This window comes from Halomonas sp. IOP_14 (genome assembly GCF_021021315.1).
Taxonomy (GTDB): Bacteria; Pseudomonadota; Gammaproteobacteria; order Pseudomonadales; family Halomonadaceae; genus Vreelandella; species Vreelandella titanicae.
In genome coordinates this window covers 114,744-134,489 of the sequence record NZ_JAINWD010000014.1, presented here as the reverse complement: position 1 = coordinate 134,489, position 19,746 = coordinate 114,744, and the positions used below count along the sequence as shown (strand labels likewise).

19 protein-coding genes, 3 tRNA genes and 1 rRNA gene are annotated in these 19,746 nt (G+C 55.3%); 16 read left to right on the top strand and 7 right to left on the bottom strand.

Annotation, left to right across the window (positions count from 1 at the left end; translation table 11 throughout):
* The first annotated feature begins 89 nt into the window (after positions 1 to 89).
* Positions 90 to 205 (top strand): 5S ribosomal RNA (gene rrf / locus K7H09_RS12620).
* Positions 206 to 472: 267 nt separating this feature from the next.
* On the opposite strand, the gene hisC is transcribed toward rrf, so the two are convergent.
* The gene (gene hisC, locus K7H09_RS12615; protein WP_084625540.1) at positions 473 to 1,531 is read right to left on the bottom strand and encodes a histidinol-phosphate transaminase; all 1,059 of its coding nucleotides are present in this window, start codon (positions 1,529 to 1,531) and stop codon (positions 473 to 475) included.
* A 166-nt stretch (positions 1,532 to 1,697) separates the two neighbouring features.
* On the opposite strand from hisC, the gene K7H09_RS12610 reads away from it, so the two are divergent.
* The 4 genes from K7H09_RS12610 to mnmH all read left to right on the top strand — a co-directional run bounded on the left by K7H09_RS12610 (position 1,698) and on the right by mnmH (position 5,860).
* The gene (locus tag K7H09_RS12610) at positions 1,698 to 2,144 is read left to right on the top strand and encodes a copper resistance protein NlpE N-terminal domain-containing protein (RefSeq protein ID WP_022522027.1); all 447 of its coding nucleotides are present in this window, start codon (positions 1,698 to 1,700) and stop codon (positions 2,142 to 2,144) included.
* 154 nt (positions 2,145 to 2,298) lie between these two features.
* Positions 2,299 to 3,669, top strand: coding sequence for a DNA repair protein RadA (gene radA / locus K7H09_RS12605; protein WP_041159540.1), 1,371 nt, complete (start codon positions 2,299 to 2,301; stop codon positions 3,667 to 3,669).
* A 56-nt stretch (positions 3,670 to 3,725) separates the two neighbouring features.
* A complete protein-coding gene (selD, locus tag K7H09_RS12600) occupies positions 3,726 to 4,763 on the top strand; it encodes a selenide, water dikinase SelD (protein ID WP_230804816.1) in 1,038 nt (345 codons plus the stop codon).
* Complete coding sequence (gene mnmH / locus K7H09_RS12595) at positions 4,760 to 5,860, top strand: tRNA 2-selenouridine(34) synthase MnmH (protein ID WP_041159534.1); 1,101 nt, start codon at positions 4,760 to 4,762, stop codon at positions 5,858 to 5,860. The genes selD and mnmH overlap by 4 nt, the downstream gene beginning before the upstream one ends.
* Positions 5,861 to 5,880: 20 nt before the next feature.
* On the opposite strand, the gene K7H09_RS12590 is transcribed toward mnmH, so the two are convergent.
* Positions 5,881 to 6,570 carry a type 1 glutamine amidotransferase gene (locus tag K7H09_RS12590; protein ID WP_022522031.1) on the bottom strand — a complete coding sequence of 230 codons (690 nt, stop codon included), beginning with the start codon at positions 6,568 to 6,570 and terminating at the stop codon, positions 5,881 to 5,883.
* A gap of 122 nt (positions 6,571 to 6,692) precedes the next feature.
* On the opposite strand from K7H09_RS12590, the gene K7H09_RS12585 reads away from it, so the two are divergent.
* Positions 6,693 to 7,295 carry a YjaG family protein gene (locus tag K7H09_RS12585; RefSeq protein WP_041159533.1) on the top strand — a complete coding sequence of 201 codons (603 nt, stop codon included), beginning with the start codon at positions 6,693 to 6,695 and terminating at the stop codon, positions 7,293 to 7,295.
* Positions 7,296 to 7,298: 3 nt separating this feature from the next.
* Here K7H09_RS12585 and K7H09_RS12580 read toward each other — a convergent pair whose 3' ends face one another.
* From K7H09_RS12580 to hisB, 5 genes are all read right to left on the bottom strand, one after another.
* Positions 7,299 to 7,805: a hypothetical protein gene (locus K7H09_RS12580; RefSeq protein ID WP_041159532.1), complete on the bottom strand. Its 507-nt coding sequence runs from the start codon at positions 7,803 to 7,805 to the stop codon at positions 7,299 to 7,301.
* A 28-nt stretch (positions 7,806 to 7,833) separates the two neighbouring features.
* On the bottom strand, positions 7,834 to 8,607 hold the full coding sequence (gene hisF, locus K7H09_RS12575) for an imidazole glycerol phosphate synthase subunit HisF (RefSeq protein ID WP_008957631.1): 774 nt from the start codon (positions 8,605 to 8,607) through the stop codon (positions 7,834 to 7,836).
* Complete coding sequence (hisA, locus tag K7H09_RS12570) at positions 8,604 to 9,350, bottom strand: 1-(5-phosphoribosyl)-5-[(5-phosphoribosylamino)methylideneamino]imidazole-4-carboxamide isomerase (RefSeq protein ID WP_022522035.1); 747 nt, start codon at positions 9,348 to 9,350, stop codon at positions 8,604 to 8,606. The genes hisF and hisA overlap by 4 nt, the downstream gene beginning before the upstream one ends.
* 11 nt (positions 9,351 to 9,361) lie before the next feature.
* Positions 9,362 to 10,003, bottom strand: coding sequence for an imidazole glycerol phosphate synthase subunit HisH (gene hisH / locus K7H09_RS12565; RefSeq protein ID WP_022522036.1), 642 nt, complete (start codon positions 10,001 to 10,003; stop codon positions 9,362 to 9,364).
* Positions 10,004 to 10,079: 76 nt separating this feature from the next.
* Positions 10,080 to 10,673 carry an imidazoleglycerol-phosphate dehydratase HisB gene (hisB, locus tag K7H09_RS12560; protein ID WP_041159531.1) on the bottom strand — a complete coding sequence of 198 codons (594 nt, stop codon included), beginning with the start codon at positions 10,671 to 10,673 and terminating at the stop codon, positions 10,080 to 10,082.
* A 197-nt stretch (positions 10,674 to 10,870) separates the two neighbouring features.
* On the opposite strand from hisB, the gene K7H09_RS12555 reads away from it, so the two are divergent.
* The 10 genes from K7H09_RS12555 (at position 10,871) to K7H09_RS12510 (ending at position 19,664) form a co-directional block, all read left to right on the top strand.
* Entirely contained in the window at positions 10,871 to 11,353 is a 483-nt protein-coding gene (locus tag K7H09_RS12555; RefSeq protein WP_009288590.1) for a GNAT family N-acetyltransferase, read from the top strand.
* Complete coding sequence (locus tag K7H09_RS12550) at positions 11,353 to 13,692, top strand: AsmA family protein (RefSeq protein ID WP_041159530.1); 2,340 nt, start codon at positions 11,353 to 11,355, stop codon at positions 13,690 to 13,692. Before K7H09_RS12555 ends, K7H09_RS12550 begins: the two co-directional genes overlap by 1 nt.
* Before the next feature lie 139 nt (positions 13,693 to 13,831).
* Positions 13,832 to 14,926, top strand: a complete 1,095-nt coding sequence (gene mutY, locus K7H09_RS12545) for an A/G-specific adenine glycosylase (RefSeq protein ID WP_041159529.1) — start codon at positions 13,832 to 13,834, stop codon at positions 14,924 to 14,926.
* Positions 14,927 to 14,985: 59 nt separating this feature from the next.
* Positions 14,986 to 15,261, top strand: coding sequence for an oxidative damage protection protein (locus K7H09_RS12540; protein WP_027958863.1), 276 nt, complete (start codon positions 14,986 to 14,988; stop codon positions 15,259 to 15,261).
* A 229-nt stretch (positions 15,262 to 15,490) separates the two neighbouring features.
* Positions 15,491 to 15,566 (top strand) — tRNA-Phe (locus tag K7H09_RS12535).
* A gap of 6 nt (positions 15,567 to 15,572) precedes the next feature.
* Positions 15,573 to 15,647, top strand: a tRNA-Gln gene (locus K7H09_RS12530).
* Between the two features lie 72 nt (positions 15,648 to 15,719).
* Positions 15,720 to 15,795: transfer RNA gene (locus K7H09_RS12525), tRNA-Thr, on the top strand.
* A 593-nt stretch (positions 15,796 to 16,388) separates the two neighbouring features.
* Positions 16,389 to 17,567: a transporter substrate-binding domain-containing protein gene (locus tag K7H09_RS12520; RefSeq protein WP_041159528.1), complete on the top strand. Its 1,179-nt coding sequence runs from the start codon at positions 16,389 to 16,391 to the stop codon at positions 17,565 to 17,567.
* Complete coding sequence (locus K7H09_RS12515) at positions 17,564 to 18,214, top strand: ANTAR domain-containing response regulator (RefSeq protein ID WP_022522042.1); 651 nt, start codon at positions 17,564 to 17,566, stop codon at positions 18,212 to 18,214. The genes K7H09_RS12520 and K7H09_RS12515 overlap by 4 nt, the downstream gene beginning before the upstream one ends.
* A gap of 274 nt (positions 18,215 to 18,488) precedes the next feature.
* Complete coding sequence (locus K7H09_RS12510) at positions 18,489 to 19,664, top strand: urea ABC transporter substrate-binding protein (RefSeq protein WP_200890280.1); 1,176 nt, start codon at positions 18,489 to 18,491, stop codon at positions 19,662 to 19,664.
* Positions 19,665 to 19,746 lie beyond the last annotated feature (82 nt).

Here is a 19,746-nt window from a genome sequence, read left to right as displayed (position 1 = left end):
GCCCAGGCAACAGAATGTCAGGGCGGCAGGCAATGAGACGATCACAATCTAGTTAAAAACAGTCAGCATGATGTACATTAACAGTTACGCCTGACGACCATAGCACGCGTGAACCACCTGATCCCTTGCCGAACTCAGAAGTGAAACCGCTTAGCGCCGATGGTAGTGTGGGGTCTCCCCATGCGAGAGTAGGTCATCGTCAGGCACTTATTTAACGAAGAACCCAGCCAACCGGCTGGGTTTTTTGTTTGCGGGGAAGAAAAACAAGGGGTCTCCCCATGGAGAGTCCCGGAGCGCCGGCCGCCGGATGGCCGGCCCGATCATCGTCAGGCACTTATACGAAAAAATCCCCCAGGGCTGATGCCTTGGGGGATGTTTTTGCGTGAGGGGGAGGTTGTGAGGGGAAATAGTAAGGAGTAAAGGGTGTGAGCTGCCAGCAAGGCTCTCCTCACTCCTTACCCCTCACCCTTTACTAGAGAAGCATTTCTAACGCTTCAATCAGGCTATCCATCTCATCATCGGTGCCGATGGTGATGCGTAGGAAGTTGTTGAGGTCTGAGGTATTAAAATGGCGCACCAGAATGCCCCGCTCGCGTAGGCCAGCAAATAGCTGCGCGCCTTCGTGGTTAGGGTGCTGGGCGAGCACAAAGTTAGCCTTAGAGGGCAATACTTCAAATCCCAACGCTTCAAGGCGCCGGTGAGTGCGTTCACGGGTGGTGATAACACGCTCGCGGCAGGCTTCAAAATGCTCGACATCTTTGAGTGCGGCGATGCCTACTAAGCTTGCCAAACTATCCACTGGAAAAGAGTTAAAGGAGTCTTTTACCCGCAACAGGCCATCGATCAACTCCTCTGAGCCCACCGCATAGCCTAGCCGCAAGCCTGCCAAACTGCGTGATTTAGAAAACGTACCGGTGACGAGAAGGTTAGGGTAGCGATCAATCAGCGCAACAGCACTCTCTGCGCCGAAATCGACATACGCCTCGTCCACAAGCACTACTCGATCAGTGACGCGCTTTAACAGCGCCTCGATAGTCGCAAGCGAATGCGCGTGGCCAGTAGGGGCGTTGGGGTTAGCGAAAATAACGCCGCTGCGGCTAGTATCCGCTCCAAGCGCATCAATATCGACTTCCCACTGCTTATTGAGCGGATGCTTTCGCAGCTCAACGCCATAAAGGTTGGCGTAAACGGGGTAGAAACTATAGGTGATCGTGGGTACGTCTAGTGGTGCGCCATGGCGGAAAAATGCCTGAAAGGCAAACGCCAGCACCTCATCGGAACCATTACCGACAAACACTTGGCCACTCGCTACCTGAAACGTCTCCGCTAACGCTTCACGCAGCGCTGCAGAGGTTGGGTCAGGGTAGAGGCGTAGATGATCGGTCGCGTAGTCACGCAGTGCCTCACCGACACCTGGCGCAGGTGGGTAAGGGTTTTCATTGGTATTGAGCTTTACAAGCTGCTCGCGTGGCTGCTCGCCGGGCACGTAAGGCGTAAGTTCGCGAACGGCCGGACTCCAGTATTGGCTCATGTGGGTAACCTGATTATCCTAGCAAGGTACACCATGGTCGCTTGAAGGCTAACTAAGCGCAAGCATTCGCATCACTAGGGGTGTGCGTCGCACCTTGTAGCGGTTATGCTGTCATAAGTGCGCGTAAATAAATGTGATGTCCAACACGAGATTAAGGAGACACTCTATGCAACTTAAGAGTTTGCTGGCCGGTTCGGCCATGTTGGCACTGCTGGCTGGCTGTGCAAGCAGCCCCATGGAGCAGCAGCAAGAAGAGGCAGCTGCCGCACAGCAAAATTACCAAGGTTCATTACCTTGCCGCAATTGCGATGGTATCGATCTGGATGTCACGATGGTGGGTGAAGAGATGAGCGCGGCTGAAGAGCGTACCTTCACACTGAATGCTTCTTACCGTAACCACCCTCAAACACCGCCGGATGAAAACTACGCGGGTAACTGGGAAGTGCTAACCGGTACGCCTTCCGATCCGGACGCCACTGTTTACGAACTGACGCCAGATGGCGATGGTCAAATCTACTACTTCATGCGTATTGATGAGAGCACGTTGGAGTTGATTGATCCAGAGCGTCGCCGCTTTGAAAATGGTGAAATGCTGCAGCTAAAGCGTCAATAAGACGTTAGCCAGTAGTACAAAAGGCGGCCACTGGCCGCCTTTTGTGTTTGCTGGCACTCATGAATATAAAGTACGCGACAGTAAGTGATGAATACTAGCGGCAGCCAAGCGTAAGTTGCCCCTTAGTGACAGCAACAGTAGGAGTGTAATGGCAGTGGCCAAAGCCAAAAGCGCCTTTGTGTGTACCGAGTGCGGTGCCGAATACCGTAAATGGCAGGGACAATGTAGCAGTTGCCACGAGTGGAACACGCTCAGTGAAGTGCACTTGGCGAGCGCCCGCCCTGGTGGCGGCGCAGCCCCCGGTCGATCTGGCTACGCGGGAGATCTGTCCCGTGAAGTGATCGACCTGGGCAATGTGGATCTTAGTGAAGTGCCGCGTATGAGCTCGACGTTCGCGGAGTTTGATCGCGTGCTAGGCGGAGGGTTGGTGCCCGGGTCAGCGGTTCTGTTGGGTGGTAATCCTGGGGCGGGCAAATCGACCCTGCTGCTGCAAACGGCCTGCAAGTTGGCCCAGCAGCGGCGTATCCTCTATGTGACCGGTGAGGAGTCACTCTCCCAGGTAGCGATGCGTGCGCACCGCCTACAGTTGCCCACCAATGGTTTGAAAATGCTGGCCGAGACCAGTGTAGAAACTATTCTGGCGGTGTCTGAGCGGGAGAAGCCAGAGATTCTGGTGATTGACTCCATCCAAACCATGCATCTGGAAGATATCAGTTCTGCACCCGGTGGCGTTGCCCAGGTGCGCGAGTCAGCCGCGGCGCTAACGCGCTTCGCCAAAAAGACTAATACGGTTTTGCTGCTGGTAGGTCACGTCACTAAGGACGGTTCGCTGGCGGGCCCTAAAGTGCTTGAGCATATGATTGATGCCTCGCTGCTATTAGAGGGGGGCGCCGACTCACGCTTTCGTACCCTGCGAGGGCAGAAAAACCGCTTTGGTGCCGTCAACGAGCTAGGCGTCTTCGCTATGCTTGAACAGGGCCTTAAAGAAGTTAAAAACCCCAGCGCGATTTTTCTTTCTCGCCAGGAGGAGCAGGCGCCAGGTAGTTTAGTCATGGTGGTGTGGGAAGGCACACGGCCGATTCTGGTCGAGGTACAGGCGCTGGTGGATGAGTCTGCGCTGGGTAATCCTCGTCGAGTCGCCGTCGGCGTGGATCAAAACCGTCTGGCCATGCTGTTAGCGGTACTTAATCGCCACGGCGGCCTGTTTACCGGCGACCAGGACGTATTTTTAAACGTCGTCGGAGGTGTCAAAGTGCTCGAAACCAGCGCTGATTTGGCAGTACTGTTGGCGGTGGTCTCTAGCCTGCAAAACCGAGCCCTGCCCAAAGAGCTGGTGGTCTTTGGTGAGGTTGGACTGTCGGGCGAAATACGCCCGGTGCCCAGTGGTCAGGAGCGCATCGCCGAAGCCGCCAAACACGGTTTTCTACGTGCCATTGTACCCCGCGCTAATGCCCCCAAGCAGCCGCCCAAAGGTATGGAGGTCATTGCCGTGGATAAGCTTAGCGACGCGCTGGACGCTCTGTAGTATGCGCCATGCTGGGCTAAACTGATGATATTCCCCAAGTGCCAAGGAGAGACACGATGAGTTCGATTCGCTTGACCCAATATAGCCACGGCGCAGGCTGCGGCTGCAAAATCGCCCCAGATGTGCTGGATGGGATTCTGGCCAAGGCAGGGCCAGCGACGGGCCATAAGCGGCTTATCGTCGGCAATCAAGGGCGCGAGGATGCGGCCGTCTACGATCTGGGCGATGGTCGCGGCATGATTGCCACCACGGACTTCTTTATGCCCATTGTCGATGACCCCTTCGATTTTGGACGTATCGCCGCCACCAATGCCATCAGCGATGTTTACGCCATGGGCGGCACGCCGGTGATGGCGTTAGGTATTCTCGGTTGGCCGCTGGATAAACTCAGCGCTGAAGTGGCGGGGGACGTAATGGCCGGCGCCCAGGCGGTATGTCGCGAATTAGGCGTTGCCCTGGCGGGCGGTCACTCCATTGATGCGCCCGAGCCGATTTTCGGGCTCGCGGTAAACGGCTTAGTCGACCTGGATAAGCTCAAGCTAAACAGCACCGCCAAGCCGGGTGATCTACTGTTTTTAACCAAGCCGTTAGGCGTGGGCATGCTAACCACAGCAGAGAAACGTGGCTTGCTGGAAATGGGCCACCATGGTCTTGCCCGTGAAACGATGCTCAAGCCCAATAGTATTGGTGTGAAGCTTGCCAATGTAAAAGGGGTGAACGCCATGACCGATGTCACTGGTTTTGGCTTGGCGGGCCACCTTGCTGAAATGTGCCAGGCCAGTAACGTCATGGCCCAGATTGATTTCCGTAAGTTGCCTCGTCTGGCCGAGGCAGAGTCCTACCGCCGCCAAGGCGCTGTGCCTGGAGGTACGCTGCGTAATCGTGATGCGCTGGGGGAAAGCTTGCCGGCCATGGATGAAGCCCACTGGCAGTGGTTGTGTGACCCCCAGACTTCCGGCGGCCTGCTGCTCAGCGTTGACCCCGCCTGGGAGGATGACGTTGAGCGTATTGGTCGCGAATTCGGCCTGTCGTTACAGTCATTCGGCGTCATGAAGGCGCGCCAGGGGAAAGCCTCCATCGAGGTGGTCGGGTGACACTGGCCACAACTCCAGCCACCACACCGGCGGTATTGGGTTTAATTAGAGAAGAGCGACCGCTAATAGATGTGCGCGCCCCGGTGGAGTTTGCCCAGGGTGCGCTGCCCGGTGCCGTCAATCTGCCCTTAATGGTCGATGACGAGCGTCATCAGGTGGGCATCGCTTATAAGAAGCATGGTCAAGCCGCGGCGATTGAGCTAGGTGAGCGTTTAGTCAGCGGCGAGGTCAAGCAGGCTCGGGTCGCAGCGTGGCAGAAGTGCTTAGCCGAATACCCAGATGCATTGATTTACTGCTTTCGCGGTGGACTGCGCTCGCAAATTGCTCAGCAGTGGCTGGAAGAGGCCGGTATCTCAAGGCCACGGCTGGAGGGTGGCTGGAAGGCTATGCGCCAAGCGCTCTGTGAGCGCATTGATACGGCCGCGCTTCAGCCAATGCTGGTTGTTGCAGGGCTCACCGGGTGTGCAAAAACAGCGCTGATTAATCAGCTCGATAATGGCGTCGACCTGGAAGCTTATGCGCACCACAAAGGTTCTGCTTTTGGACGCAGACCTGAAGAGCCTGCTACTCAAATCAACTTTGAGCATGCGCTGGCCAAGCGGCTAATCGGGCTGATGGAAGGGCTGGTCATCGAAGATGAGTCCCGTCAGATTGGCAGCGCCAATATTCCCTTGAACTTCTGGCGGGCGCAGCAGCAAGCGCCGCGGGTGCGTATCGAAATGCCGCTGGATTGGCGCCTTGCTCAGATTCAGCAGGACTATATTATCGACCTGGAGCAGGCCTATGCCGCTCGTCATGGGGCCTACCAGGGCTGGCAATTAATGCAGGCGCAGTTAAGTAATTCCCTTATCCGACTAGGAAAACGCTTGGGTAACGCGCGCCTTCAGCGCTTACAGCGGCTGCAGGCGCTGGCATTCAAAGAGCATGCCCAGGGCAACCCCCAAGCCCATGAAGCCTGGCTTGCGCCGCTGCTCACCGAGTACTACGACCCGCTCTACCGCTACCATTTAGAGAAGCAGCGCGACGCTGCGCCGCCAGAGATTCATGTGGGCGATTGGGATAGCTGCCTAGAGGCCGCCAGGCAGTGGAACCGCTGACGGCCTTATAGCTTGTACTGTTACGCTGCTTTAAGCCACTGGGTCATCAGTCGGTCGAGCTGTGGCGCGAGGTGAATAAAGCGGTTGGGGTCTTCTAATATTTGGGCCGCATCCTGAACATAGCGGGTAGTGGAAGGTGACGCTTCAGGCCACTCGGCTGTGCCCAGTAGCTGTTTCACGCTAGCCGCAGTGGCTTCCAGGTGGCACAGCAGGCCGATGACACGACCTCTGTCCCATGCAAACCCTTGCAGCGGTGCAGCTTCGCTACCGCCTAGGGGCAGCGCATCGTCGGGTAAACTGAAGACATAGCGATGCCACATAAAAGCGCTGAATGTTTCGGGTAAATCCAGCAAGCTTTCCGGCGCTAGGGTGACTGTATGCCAGCCTGTTTCAGTATAGGTACCAGGCGCTACCACCGAGCCCAGTGCCTGGGCTATCCAGTGGGCGCCTACGCCAATACCCAGCAGCGGTTTTTGACCATCCAAATAGCGGTTGATGAGCTTATCTTCGGCTTTAAACCACGCCGGAGGATGGCTGAGTAGCTCTTCTGGGCCATCAAGTATAATCAGTGCATCAGACTCGTTTGGGCGGGGCGTTAGCTCGCCTGCGTAGAGATGAAAAACGGTGTAACTATGGCCCATACTGGTTAGCCAATCGGTTAATCGGGCGGGGCCATGGTCAGGGCCGTGCTGTAGCAGATGAATATGCATGGTAATCTCCTCGCCGGCCGTACAATCATCAAAGCGCTGGGGATCGCCCCAAGCGTAGAGAGACGATAACGTACCCGCTAACTTTCACCAATATCCCACAGCAGGCGATCCAGGAAATCAGTATGGTGTCGAAACCCCAGGGCTTTTACAAACGGTTACAAGGACTCCCACTACCTGCCCAGCAAGCCTTCATGGCGGCGTTGTGTGAACGTTTGCTGCCTAACTATATGCTTTATCAGCAAACCACCGGCCACGGCGATAGCCATACGCTAGGCACCGTGCTGAGCTTGGTCTGGGAGCGGCTTAATGTGCCCAATGCCAGTATCGACTTTGCCCGCCAAGCGGAAAAGCTAGCCGAGTGTGAGCCGCCCGAAGAGGATGACAGCTTTGGTGCCCGGCGCGCCCTGGATGCAGTAGTGTCGGTCTCAGCGCTGCTGGACACCCTGCAAGGCGACTCCCCAGAGGCCGTGCTGGATGTTAGCCGCACATCCCGAGCGGGCGTACGCGCCTTTATAGAGCTTACTGAAGGCGAGGTTGACGCGCAGAAGCTAGCGCTGATTATTCGCGACCATCCGTTGATGGACGACGAAAACGATTTTCAGGATGCCGTATTGGAAGCCGTCAGCGAACCGCTGGATAAGGCGTCGCTGAAAGAGGTGCGTGAATTAGGTCGCAATGGTGGCATCAGCAATCTGGGTTTATCGCTAGACGACGTTGAGGAGTAGCGACTAAAAGCGCATCCCTGCGGTTATCATCATGCCTGCGGTGCCGAAAATGATCAGGTCTGATTCAAACCGGCCCCATTGCACACCGATACTGGGGAGTGCGGCCGGGGCGATTTCCAAGTGATTGAGCGGAATTTTGTCGCGATACTCGCCTTTATAGCCGCGCAGGAGTCCGCCAGTGAGTTTGGCGCGCACGTTTATCCCCTGATCGGTTTGCCAAAGAGGGAACTCCCGCCCCGCATAGAAGTACCAAGAGGGCTGATCGAAGGAGTTTTTGAACCAAGCCCCGCCCGCTAACCAGTGATTCGGATTATGCAGTTCAATGCTAACCAGGTCTTGTTGGTTAGTGTGTTCCGGGTCGGGGCTGAAGTGGCGGGTATAAAGGCTGGTTTGCACCAGGGTGTGATCCCACTCCAGCGACGGTGGCCAATCAGGTAGCGTGAAGGCAGTAGCAGGCGTGCTTAATAGCAGGCCTGCGAGCCATCCCATCCATGGGTGTAAACGAAACATTCGAAGCTCCTGGTTGATAGAGGGCATTTTAAAGCCGCATTTCGATACCGCGTTCGGCCATATAGCGCTTAGCTTCAGGGATGGTGTATTCGCCAAAATGGAAAATACTGGCGGCCAGCACTGCATCGGCACCACCTTTGAGTACGCCATCCACCAGGTGATCCAGGTTGCCCACACCCCCTGAGGCTATCACCGGAACGCTCACCGCTTCGGAAATCGCGTGGGTCACGCCCAGGTCAAAGCCAATCTTGGTGCCGTCGCGATCCATGCTGGTGAGCAGTAGTTCGCCCGCCCCGAACTCAACCATCTTCTTCGCCCATTCAACGGCGTCAAGGCCTGTTGGGCGGCGGCCGCCGTGAGTGAAAATCTCCCAACGGGGCGTTTCTCCCTCTTTAGAGACCCGTTTAGCGTCAATCGCCACCACAATGCACTGGCTACCAAAACGCTCGGCGGCTTCGCGAACAAACTCAGGGTTAGTGACCGCTGCGGTGTTGATCGATACTTTGTCCGCTCCGGCGTTCAGCATAGTGCGAATGTCGTCACAGCTGCGAATGCCGCCGCCGACGGTTAGCGGAATAAACACTTCGCCAGCAATGCGTTCAACCATCTCCACCGTCGTGTCGCGGTCTTCGTGGCTAGCGGTAATGTCGAGAAAGGTGATTTCATCGGCGCCCTGCTGGTTATAGCGCTGGGCAATCTCCACCGGATCACCGGCATCGCGAATACCGACAAAATTAACGCCTTTGACCACGCGCCCGGCGTCTACGTCCAGGCAGGGGATAATGCGTTTGGTAAGGCTCATGAACTGCCTCCCGTCAGTTGGTCGCTCAGCCGCTGAGCTTCGGCAACATCCAGGCTGCCTTCGTAAATTGCCCGACCGGTAATAGCGCCCAGGATACCGCTATCAGCAACCTCGCAGAGTGCTTTGATATCGTCCAGGTTGGTCACTCCACCGGAGGCGATCACCGGCAAACCGCCTTCGCGGGCAAGCGCCGCGGTGGCTTCCACATTGACGCCTTGCATCATGCCGTCGCGGGCAATGTCGGTGTAGACAATGCTGGAGACGCCGTCGTTGGCGAAACGCTTGGCAAGCTCAGTGGCTTTTACCGTGGAGACCTCTGCCCAGCCGTCGGTGGCGACATAGCCATCTTTGGCATCAAGTCCAACGATCACATGGCCGGGAAAAGCGCGGCACATCTCGCCCACAAAAGCGGGTTCTTTAACTGCCTTGGTGCCGATAATCACATAAGAGACACCGGCGCTTAAGTAGTGCTCGATGGTTTCCGCACTGCGAATGCCGCCACCAATTTGAATCGGCAGATCCGGGTAAGCGCGGGCGATAGCCGTCACGGCGTCACCGTTCACCGGTTTGCCTTCAAAGGCGCCGTTCAAATCTACCAGGTGCAGGCGACGGGCGCCTGCTTCTACCCAGCGCGCCGCCATGGCCACCGGGTCATCGCCGTAAGACGTCGCGTCTTCCATGCGGCCCTGCTTCAATCGGACACACTGGCCGTCTTTGAGATCAATAGCGGGAATTACCAACATACAAAATCCTCTCAGGGCGTCCAGGTGACAAAGTTTTCAAGCAGGCGAAGGCCCGCGCGGGAGCTTTTTTCGGGGTGAAACTGCACCGCGAAGGTCGCGTCACGGCCAATGGCCACGTGGGCGGTTACCTTGCCGTATTGGGTCGTACCAAATACTTGTGCATCTTCATCGGCATTAACGTAGTAGCTATGCACGAAGTAGAAGTGTTCGTGATTATCAATACCTGCCCAGAGAGGGTGTTCATGGTGCTGCTCTACCACGTTCCAGCCCATGTGCGGTACTTTCAAGCGCTGCTCGTGGGCGTCGCGCATATCGCCAGGGAAACGATCTACACTGCCTTTAAAGAACCCCAGGCACTCTACGCCGCCATTCTCTTCGCTGCGCTCCAGTAGCATCTGCTGGCCCACGCAGATACCCAGCAGCGGTTTGGCCTGGCGGGTTAAGATATCCTCCACCAACCCGCGTAACTCGGTGCGCTCAAGTTCGCCAACGCAGTCGCGAATGGCCCCTTGGCCCGGTAGCACTAAACGCGTTGCGCCGAGGATACGGCGCGGGTCGCGGGTAATGACGACATTCTCATGGGTCACATGCTCCAGCGCTTTGGCTACAGAATGAAGATTGCCCATTCCATAGTCGATTACAGCAATGGTCATGAAGCGCTCCTTGGAGAAGTGGACAAAATAGGGCTAACGGCAAAGCCCGTGGCATCGCGCAGGCTACAGCGCAGCATCATAAGCTCCCTTTGGTGGAGGGCATTTGGCCTGCCATGCGCGGGTCTTCCATCACGGCCATGCGGAGTGCTCTGCCAAAGGCCTTGAAGATCGTTTCCGCCTGATGGTGAGCATTAAAGCCTTTGATGTTGTCGATATGCAGCGTCACGCGGGCGTGATTGACAAAGCCTTGGAAAAACTCCCAGAACAACTGAGTGTCCAGGCTACCGATAGTGTCGCGGGTGAATTCAACATTCATAAACAGATCAGGTCGACCGGAAAAGTCGATCACTACCCGGGAGAGTGCTTCATCAAGAGGAACATAGGCGTGACCATAACGGTAAATGCCGCGTTTATCGCCAATTGCTTCAAAAAAAGCTTGGCCTAGCGTAATACCCAGGTCTTCTACGGTATGGTGGTCGTCAATATGCAGGTCGCCAGTGGCATTGATGTCGAGATCGATCATCCCGTGGCGAGCAACTTGATCAAGCATATGATCCAGGAACGGAACGCCGGTTTGGCAGCTAAGACGGCCTTCGCCATCGAGATTGACGCTGACCTTGATCTGCGTTTCGTTGGTGTCACGGCTAACCGTGGCAATACGCGCTGACATGTTGCATCTCCTGCGCTGAAGCGCACTCTGAGGGATGGCTGGTGGCGATCATCAACTTACCACTGATTTGATCGGCCTGTGGCGAAGCGACCATTATAGTGAATCGGCGCCCTCATCCGCTACAATGCGCGAAATGTAGCCGCAATCAATTGCGGCAGAAATAGCAGCCAGGCTGCTTTGGCGAAGAGGATTTCACCATGCCGGTGACACTGCACCATGTCGACCAGGCCCGTTGGGAAGCCGATGAGCAGGTGCGCCTTGATCTTATGCGCATCTATCAGGATGCGCCCCAAGAGCGTATGCCCACCCCAACGGTTGAGCCATTTATTGAGCAACATTTTGCAGGCCAGCACTTTTTTGCCTGTGCTCTCTTCAACGATCGGCTGCTGGGGGCCGTCGCCGTTCAGGAGGGCGCAGACCGGGCGTGGTGGCTATCTGAGCTCTGCGTGCGCAAAACCACCCGTCGCCGTGGCGTCGGTTCGCGCTTGATGGCGCTGCTTGGCGAGCAAGCCAAGCAGGAAGGCCGTGTCCTGCGCATTGAAACGTCCACTTTACCACTGGCCGACCGCGTGCTGCTCTCCAAGCTAGGTTACCGGCCAATGGCCAACCCAGAAACGCCGGCAGCGGGTATGCCCGCCACCAGTGATTTTGTTGAGTTAGACCCACAAGGGAAAGGGTAATGAAACAGCTATTACGTATCTTGCTGGCAGCAGTCGGCATTCTCGCCATCGTTGCGGTCGCCGCCGTGGTCTACGTGACCACCTTTCTGGATCCAGAAGACTTCAAGCCCCGTTTAACTGCTGTCGTGGAGGAGCAAACGGGACTCAACTTGGCGTTGGAAGGCCCGATTACCTGGTCATTCTACCCGCGTATCGGCGTCAGTGTAGAGAAAGCCCGCGCCTGGTTGCCCGAGCAGGCTGAAGAGAGTGCTGCCTTTGCGGCTATTGACCGCGCCGAGGTGAGCGTGGCATTCGGCCCGCTATTGCGAGGGGAAATTGCCGTCGACGGCCTAACCCTGGACGGTATGCGCCTTAACTTAGAGCGCGATGAACAGGGTGAGGGTAACTGGGAGCCCTTGTTAGAGCGCCTTTCTGAGCACAATGAAAGCGCGGCTGAAACGGTGCTAGCGCCCGCCAGTGCTGGCCCCAATGCGGACGCCGGTAGCTTGGCCGTGGTGTTGAGTATTGCCAGCGTTGAAGTGAAAAACGCCGACATTCGCTTCCGCGATGCGCAAACCCAAGCACTGTGGCGTATGCAGCAACTGAATATCTCGGGTAGTAACGTTAACCCGCTGCGCGCCTTTCCGCTGAAGGCTATGTTCACACTGACCAAGCATAACCGGCTCGATGCCGAGGTATTGGAGCGTGCCCCTGATCTGACCAGCGATATCAATCTTGAAACACGCGTGCGGCTTGGGTTGGCAGATAAGCTTTTCGCCCTGGAAAATATGGCACTGACCACTCGAACCACCAAGGGGGCAGAGAGCGAGCCACAGCAGCTAAGCTTGAAGGCCGCCGAACTGGTTGCCCGTATGGGCGAGCAGCAGCTCACCATTAAAGAGGGGCTGCTCGAAACGGGCCTGCGTAATGCGGATAACTGGCAGGGCAGCTTGGCGTTGGCGCTCGCCTTTGGCCTGGAGGGCGACTGGCAGGCACAAACGGCGCAGTTGAAAGACTTGCAGCTTACCGGGCCGGATGGCTTAAGGGTGAGCGGCCACCTTAATATTGAGCAGTTGCGCGATGCTCCCCGTTATCGTGGTCAGCTAACCGCTGCCCCCTTTACGCTACGCCCCTGGCTTGCCCGTGCTGGCGTTACCCTAACCACCGCGGGCGAGGCTGCGCTCAGCGATGTAGCCATGACCAGTCCTATCGAAGGTGATGCCGAGCAATTCTCTTTGCCTAGCCTCTCGTTGGTCGTCGACGACAGCACCTTTACCGGCGAGCTGACGGCGGCGCTGAATGGCTCACGCCTGGCGTTTGATTTAGCCGGTGACCAACTAGACCTTGATCGCTATCTACCCGGTGAGGCCACCGCCAAACAGGCGAGTCGCGGTTTACTGCGTAAAGCTTTTGCTCAGGAAAACAACACACTAGTGCCGCAATCATTACTCAGCGGGTTGGCGCTAGAGGGCGACCTGAGTGTCGATACGCTTATTTTTGCGGGCCTGACCTTCAACAATCCACGCTTGCAACTGCGTGGCGACGACGGCGTTCATCGGCTAACGGCGTTTGAGTCAGGCTTCTACGAGGGTGAACTCCGCGCGACCGGCCAGGTTGATGCTACGGATTCCATCCTTGAGTGGGCGCTATCGCCGACTATTAACAACGTTCAGGTGGCGCCGTTGATTGAAGCGATCAGTGAAAAAGAGGAAGCATCACCACTGCGCGGTCGCTTTAATTTAACCGGGGATGTCACCAGTCAGGGCAATACCCGTGAAGCGCTTATCGGCAACCTCAATGGCGCGCTTAATGCTCGTCTAAACGAAGGCGCCATTTTAAATACCAACATTTCCAAGCAGATGTGTGAACTGGTTGCCCAGTTAGAGGGGCAGGGCACTTTGCGGGATTGGCACACCGATACGCGCTTTGAGCGTTTTGATGCTACCTTCCAAATCAGTAACGGCTTAGTGGAGAGTGACGACCTGCTGATTACCCTGCCCGGCATCGATGTGCGTGGAGAAGGTGAACTGGATCTCGCCAGCTTGAACTTTGATACCCGTGCTAATGCTCGTTTGGTCGACACCGCTGACGCGGCCTGTGAAGTTAACCCGCGCCTGGAACAACTGCCGCTGCCCGTACGCTGTGAAGGTAATCTTGGCGATGAACGCACCGAGTGGTGCCGGTTCGACCGTGAGATGTTCCAGACCGCTGTGGTCGACCTACTGCGCAACGAAACGGGGGATCGTGTTAATGAAGAGCTGGAGGAGCGTCTAGGCGACTCTTTAGATGAGCTAGATGAACGCCTTGGCGAAGGCGCTGCTCAAGAGCTTCGCGATGGCCTACGCAGTCTGTTTAACTGAGCATCGACGCAGGATGTAAAGTGACGCATTTATCGAAACAGTAAGTGCTGCGCCGGCCTAAACGCCGGCGCTTTTTTATATTGGCACTGGTGTATGCCCATTGCTGTTTCATATACCCATTTCTGTTTAAGGAGCGTGCATGGCAGATATGCCCACGCCGCGGCTAGCGGCAAGCGAATTCCAACAGCGCCTACTGGATTGGTTTGACCGCTACGGCCGTCACGACTTGCCGTGGCAGTCGCCGCGTAGCGCCTACCGCGTGTGGGTGTCGGAAATCATGCTGCAGCAAACCCAGGTTGCCACCGTTATCGGCTATTTTGAGCGTTTTATGGCGCGCTTTCCTACCCTGGAAAGTCTCGCCAAGGCCCCGCAGGATGAAGTGCTGCACCTCTGGACGGGCCTTGGTTACTATGCCCGTGCGCGCAACTTGCATAAAGCTGCCCAGGTTGCGTTAGCGGAGCACAATGGCGAACTGCCGATGGAGAGTCTCGACGCATTAGTCGCTTTGCCTGGTATTGGCCGCTCCACCGCTGGCGCTATCATTGCGCAAAGCACGGGGCAGCGTGCGGCTATTTTAGATGGCAATGTAAAGCGCTCGCTCACTCGTTTGCATGCGCTGCCCGGCTGGCCGGGCAAGCCCAATGTGGAGAGAAAGCTGTGGTCGCTGGCGGAGTACTACACCCCAACAGAGCGCCTAGCGGATTACACCCAGGCGATGATGGATTTTGGCGCCACGCTATGTAAACGCAGCAAACCGGACTGCCTGAGCTGCCCATTTAACGATGTCTGTTTGGCCTACGCCCAAGGCGAACCAAAGTGCTACCCGGAATCCAAACCCAAAAAGGCGCTGCCCACACGACAAACGATCATGCTGATGCTGCGTGACCCGGAAGGCCGGATATGGCTTGAGAAACGCCCTCCCAGCGGTCTGTGGGGCGGGTTATGGAGTTTGCCGCAGTTTGAGAAGTACAGCGAGCTCAATGACTGGCTTGAAGACAACGCCGTTAACCCTAAGCGGGGAACTACGCCGCCTAGCTTTTACCACACCTTCAGTCATTTTCGCTTAGAGATTACCCCGCAGCCGGTGAGCTGCGATAGGCTGGGCGGTGTTCGTGAAAGCGGCGTATGGTACGACGTTAACCGTCCGCCTGAACTGGGCCTTGCTGCTCCCGTTAAAGCGCTGCTCAGCCAGCTAACGCCCTTTAGCCTCAATCCGACACCAGGGCACGCTTAAGCGTTTGCTAGCTGATTGGATGAGATCATTGAATGAAGTCGCAGAACCAGGAGCACGTTATGAGCAATACCGTTTTTTGCCGCAAGTACCAAAAAGAGTTGGAAGCACTGCCATTCCCACCTTTGCCGGGTAAGCAGGGGCAGGAGATTCAGGCCACCGTTTCCAAGCCCGCTTGGGAAGCCTGGCAGGCGTTGCAAACCCGCCTGATCAATGAAAAGCACCTCAACATGCTCGACCCCGAATCCCGTGCGTATCTAATGGAGCAGATGCAGCGCTTCCTGGACAACCAGGAAACCGACCAAGCCGAAGGTTATGTGCCGCCTAAGCAGGTATGAGCAGCAGGCATGAATAGCAGGGCATGAAGAGAGCGGTTGTTCGTTCTGAGTACAAGGGGGATTGATCGAGCAACTGACTTGTAATCAGTGGCTCTAGGTATGGGTGTATCGAAGGCCGAGCCAGAGATGGCGTAGGAAAAAAGACTTCTAAGCATCGGTATCGCAAGAAAGTTTCACAAAGGTGTTGACGGAAAGCGGCGTTTTTAGTTTAATACGCACCGTTGGCAGCGGCCAGATAGCTCAGTTGGTAGAGCAGGGGATTGAAAATCCCCGTGTCGGCGGTTCGATTCCGTCTCTGGCCACCACACTGCTGGGGTATCGCCAAGTGGTAAGGCACCGCTTTTTGGTAGCGGCATTCCCAGGTTCGAATCCTGGTACCCCAGCCATTGCCAACAAGATTTCTTGTTGATTGCAGAGCCTAACAGCGAAGCAATCAAGTTCTCAAGAAAACGTGAAGCGCCGACATAGCTCAGTTGGTAGAGCAACTGACTTGTAATCAGTAGGTCCCGGGTTCGACTCCTGGTGTCGGCACCACTGAAAAGTGGTTAAAAGCAACATGTTAGAGACTCAAAAAGGCTACCTTCAAAGGTGGCCTTTTTTGTTTTATTCCCCAAATTCTGCATCTGCGTACTGTTTCTTTCAAGACCACTTCTGCCTGTTCTTATCAGATTGGCAAATCGTATCTGAGTAGTCGAAATGACCTGATTTGTTGGCGGCCTTCAGCAGATTCTATAAAATCCTTCATCCTCGACTGTCTGGTTTTCACGGCTATACAAGCATGGGAAGCCTGAGTGCACCTTCGTGCAGCATAAATTCTTATGTGTGTATCAAAAAGAGGCGAAGCACCTACATTAAAGGTGTTCAAAAGCCGCTATTGTGGCATGTTGTTTAATTGGCACGTTTGTTGCTTTAGTTTGTTTATAGTTGTTTAGTGGTAATGGCCTTCGACTTAAGAATAGCGTCAATGAGTTGACAAAGTCGATTAGGGGTCACAATACTAAGTTTAGTAATTGACATATTGTGCGTCGGCATACACCGAAAAGGCACAGAGCAATAGGGCTCCCATCGTTACCGTCAGGTAGCGTTGTGAGCCCTTTTTTTATGTCCGCGAACAGGAAGGTTAGTCAATGAACCGTCGTATTCCGGTTGGCATTCTCTTCTCTACCCAAGGCCCTTACGCCACCGTTGGCCGCTCAATGCGCGATGGGGCGATGCTGGCGCTGGAAGAGGTCAACCAGGACAAACGTTTCTCCTTTGAGCTTGTGCCCATCGAATGCGAACCGGCCGGTGATACCGCTGCCTACGGCACCCACGTGCGCAGCTTGCTACGCCATGAGGGCGTAAAGCACGTGATTGGTTGCTATACGTCTTCCAGTCGAAAAGAAGTCATCCCGATTTTCGAAAAATACGATGGCTTGCTGTGGTATCCGTCGCACTACGAAGGTTTTGAGACCAACAATAACGTTATCTATACCGGCGCCGTTCAGAACCAACATGTTCTGCCGCTGATGGACTATGTGCTTGCCCATATCACACGAGATGTTTACTTCGTAGGCTCTAACTATGTATGGGCCTGGGAAAACGGCCGCATCATTAGGGAACTTACCAAAGCACACGGTGGAGAGATGATCGCCGAGCGGTACTTGCAGGTAGGTGATTTGGATGTGGCACGCATCATCGAAGAAATCCACGAAAAGCGCCCCGCCTTCATCATGAACATGCTGATCGGTGAGTCTAGCTACGCGTTCTACCGGGCGTTTGCAAAAGCTCGCGCTGAGAATGCGGCACTACAAGAAACGGTCATTGGTAGCTGCACACTTTGTGAGCCGGAACTCGCCCAGATCGGTTCGCAGGCATGTAGTGGGCATCTTGCATCGAGTGTCTACTTCTCGACCATTGAGACGGATGTTAACAAGCAGTTCGTTAAAAGTTACCGCAAGCGATATGGCCACAATGCTTTACCGAGTGCAGATGCAGAGGCTTCTTATAACACCGTTCATCTTCTTGCCCTGGCGCTGGCTGGCGCCGATTCAGTTGATATCGAACGGGTGAAAAAAGCCTTGCATAAAACGTCGTTCCAAGCCCCGCAGGGCATGGTTCATGTCGATCCTGAGAGCAATCACAGCTACTTGACCGTCCGGCTAGGAATATCCCGTGAAGACGCGACGTTCAAGGTGATTTCAGAAGCAAACGCCCCCGTTCGCCCGGATCCTTATCTCGTTTGGGCTGAAGCATGTGGTGGAAGCTCTGCTCAGACGGAAACGCCCATTGCTCAAAACAATATTGGCTTGAGGATCGTGCGATGACTGTTACCACACGACGTAACTTCAGGGGCCACCGTGCATTGGTTGTGTGTGCCGCCGAAAAGGATCGGGCGGTGCTGAGCCAGTTCCTTGTAGAACTGGGAGTTACCCCGGTCGTTTATGAAATCCACGATGAAGTGGGGGCTGATAGGCCGTTTGACTTGGTGTTCTTCGATGATGAATTGGGACGCCAGTTCGGCAGCATCACTCGCATGATCGACAGTGTCCAGGGGCCGGCGATTGCCCTGATCGGTTCGGATGCGCCGAGCTCGGTCAATTGGTTCATCGAGCGCCGAGTTTGCGGCTATCTCACCAAGCCGTTACGTAAGGCCGGTATTCTCGCGAGCCTAATTCTCGCTAACCAAAAGTTTAATGAGCGCTACGAGACTGAGCAGAGACTTCAACGTCTGGAACAGCAGGTGCGTGCACGCCGAGTCGTTTGTACGGCGGCGATCAAGCTCATTGAGGATATGGGCGTTTCCGTCAATGACGCTTTTGCCCTGTTGCGCTCGGCGAGCATGAACCGACGTCTATCACTGGAAGACCTCTCGGCGATGATCGTCTCCGGCGAGATTGCTATGGCAGCGCTGAAGGGAGATTTCGATGTCACCGATGGTCTCGGGGAAGCCCGGTTCAATCGCTACTTGTAGTGGCCTAACTAACAATAAGCGAGACAACAAGCGAGGCAAAAGTGGGGCACATCATTGAACTCTAACACCTAACCACACGATTTTAGCCGTCATTGCGTTTAAGAGCAGAGCGTCGTTTCTCATTTCATGTAGAGGCGATGTAGGAAGCTGTATTGCCGCAGGAAGGCGTTAAAGCGTTGCAGGAAACAGTAAAAACTAAACTGGGAGTATACAAATGAAATACTCAACAATTCAGAGAACGATAACCTTATCAACTCTGATGGCTGGCGCTTTTGTGGCCAGCGCTTCGGCAGATGATCCTATCCGGATCGGTGTGTTAGAGGATCAGTCCGGCAACTTTGCGGCAGTCACTCAGGCGAAGGTGAGTGCCATTGAATTAGCGGCTGAGGAAATCAATGGCGCAGGCGGTATCGCGGGTCGCGAGGTGGAACTCGTCGTTTACGACACTCAGTCTGATGATCGTCGTTATCAAGAGTTAATGCGGCGGGTTCTCCAGCGTGATCAAGTGGATACCGTCTTTGCGGGGTTTGCTTCTTCATCAAGGGAAGCATATCGACCGATTGTTAACCAGTTTGATGGGTTGGCGTTTTATAACAATCAGTATGAAGGCGGCGTATGTGACGCCAACATGATTGTCACTGGCGCTGTTCCGGAGCAGCAGTTCTCGACGCTGATTCCCTGGATGATGGAAGAGTATGGCCCTAAGGTCTATACGATCGCCGCGGACTATAACTTTGGCCAGATCTCGGCGGAGTGGGTTAGACAGATTGTGGAAGAGGAAGGCGGGAAAATTGTAGGCGAGGCGTTCATTCCACTGAGTGTTTCACAATTTTCACAGACAATTCAAGATATTCAGGGTGAGGATCCAGACTTTGTAGTAACCCTACTTGTCGGTTCCAACCAGGCGTCTTACTACGAGCAAGCGGCATCGGCAAATCTGGGGCTGCCCATGGCATCGTCAGTAAATGTCGGACAGGGCTACGAGCATAAGCGCTTCGCGCCCCCAAGCCTTGCAAACATGTTTGTTACCACGAACTTTATCGAAGAAGTGGATACCCCTGAGGCTAACGCGTTTGTTGAGAAGTTCTATGAGCGCTTCCCTGATACGCCCTATGTGAATCAGGAAGCCGCGAACTCTTACATTGCTATGTACCTTTATAAGCAGATGGTCGAGCGTGCCGGCGGTTCGACCGACAAAGAAGACCTTCGCGAAGTGATCGCCGAGGGCGATGTCTGCTTCGATGGCCCTTCTGGCACCGTGTGTCTCGACCCTAAGAGCCAGCATATGTCTCACAATATCTTTCTGGCGAAAGTGGATGAGAACCACGAGATATCTTTCCCCGAAACTTGGGAAAATATCGAGCCGTACTGGCTGGGTGAAAATGGTTGCGATCTGACCCAGAACGACCCAAGTGCCCAGTACACCCCTTCTAGCCCTCCCAACGAGTAAATATCACGCATCGTCCCGGCAGGGTGATGAAATTCACCCTGCCTGACCTGTGAGTTTGCATTAAGCGGGAAACCTCGCTGGC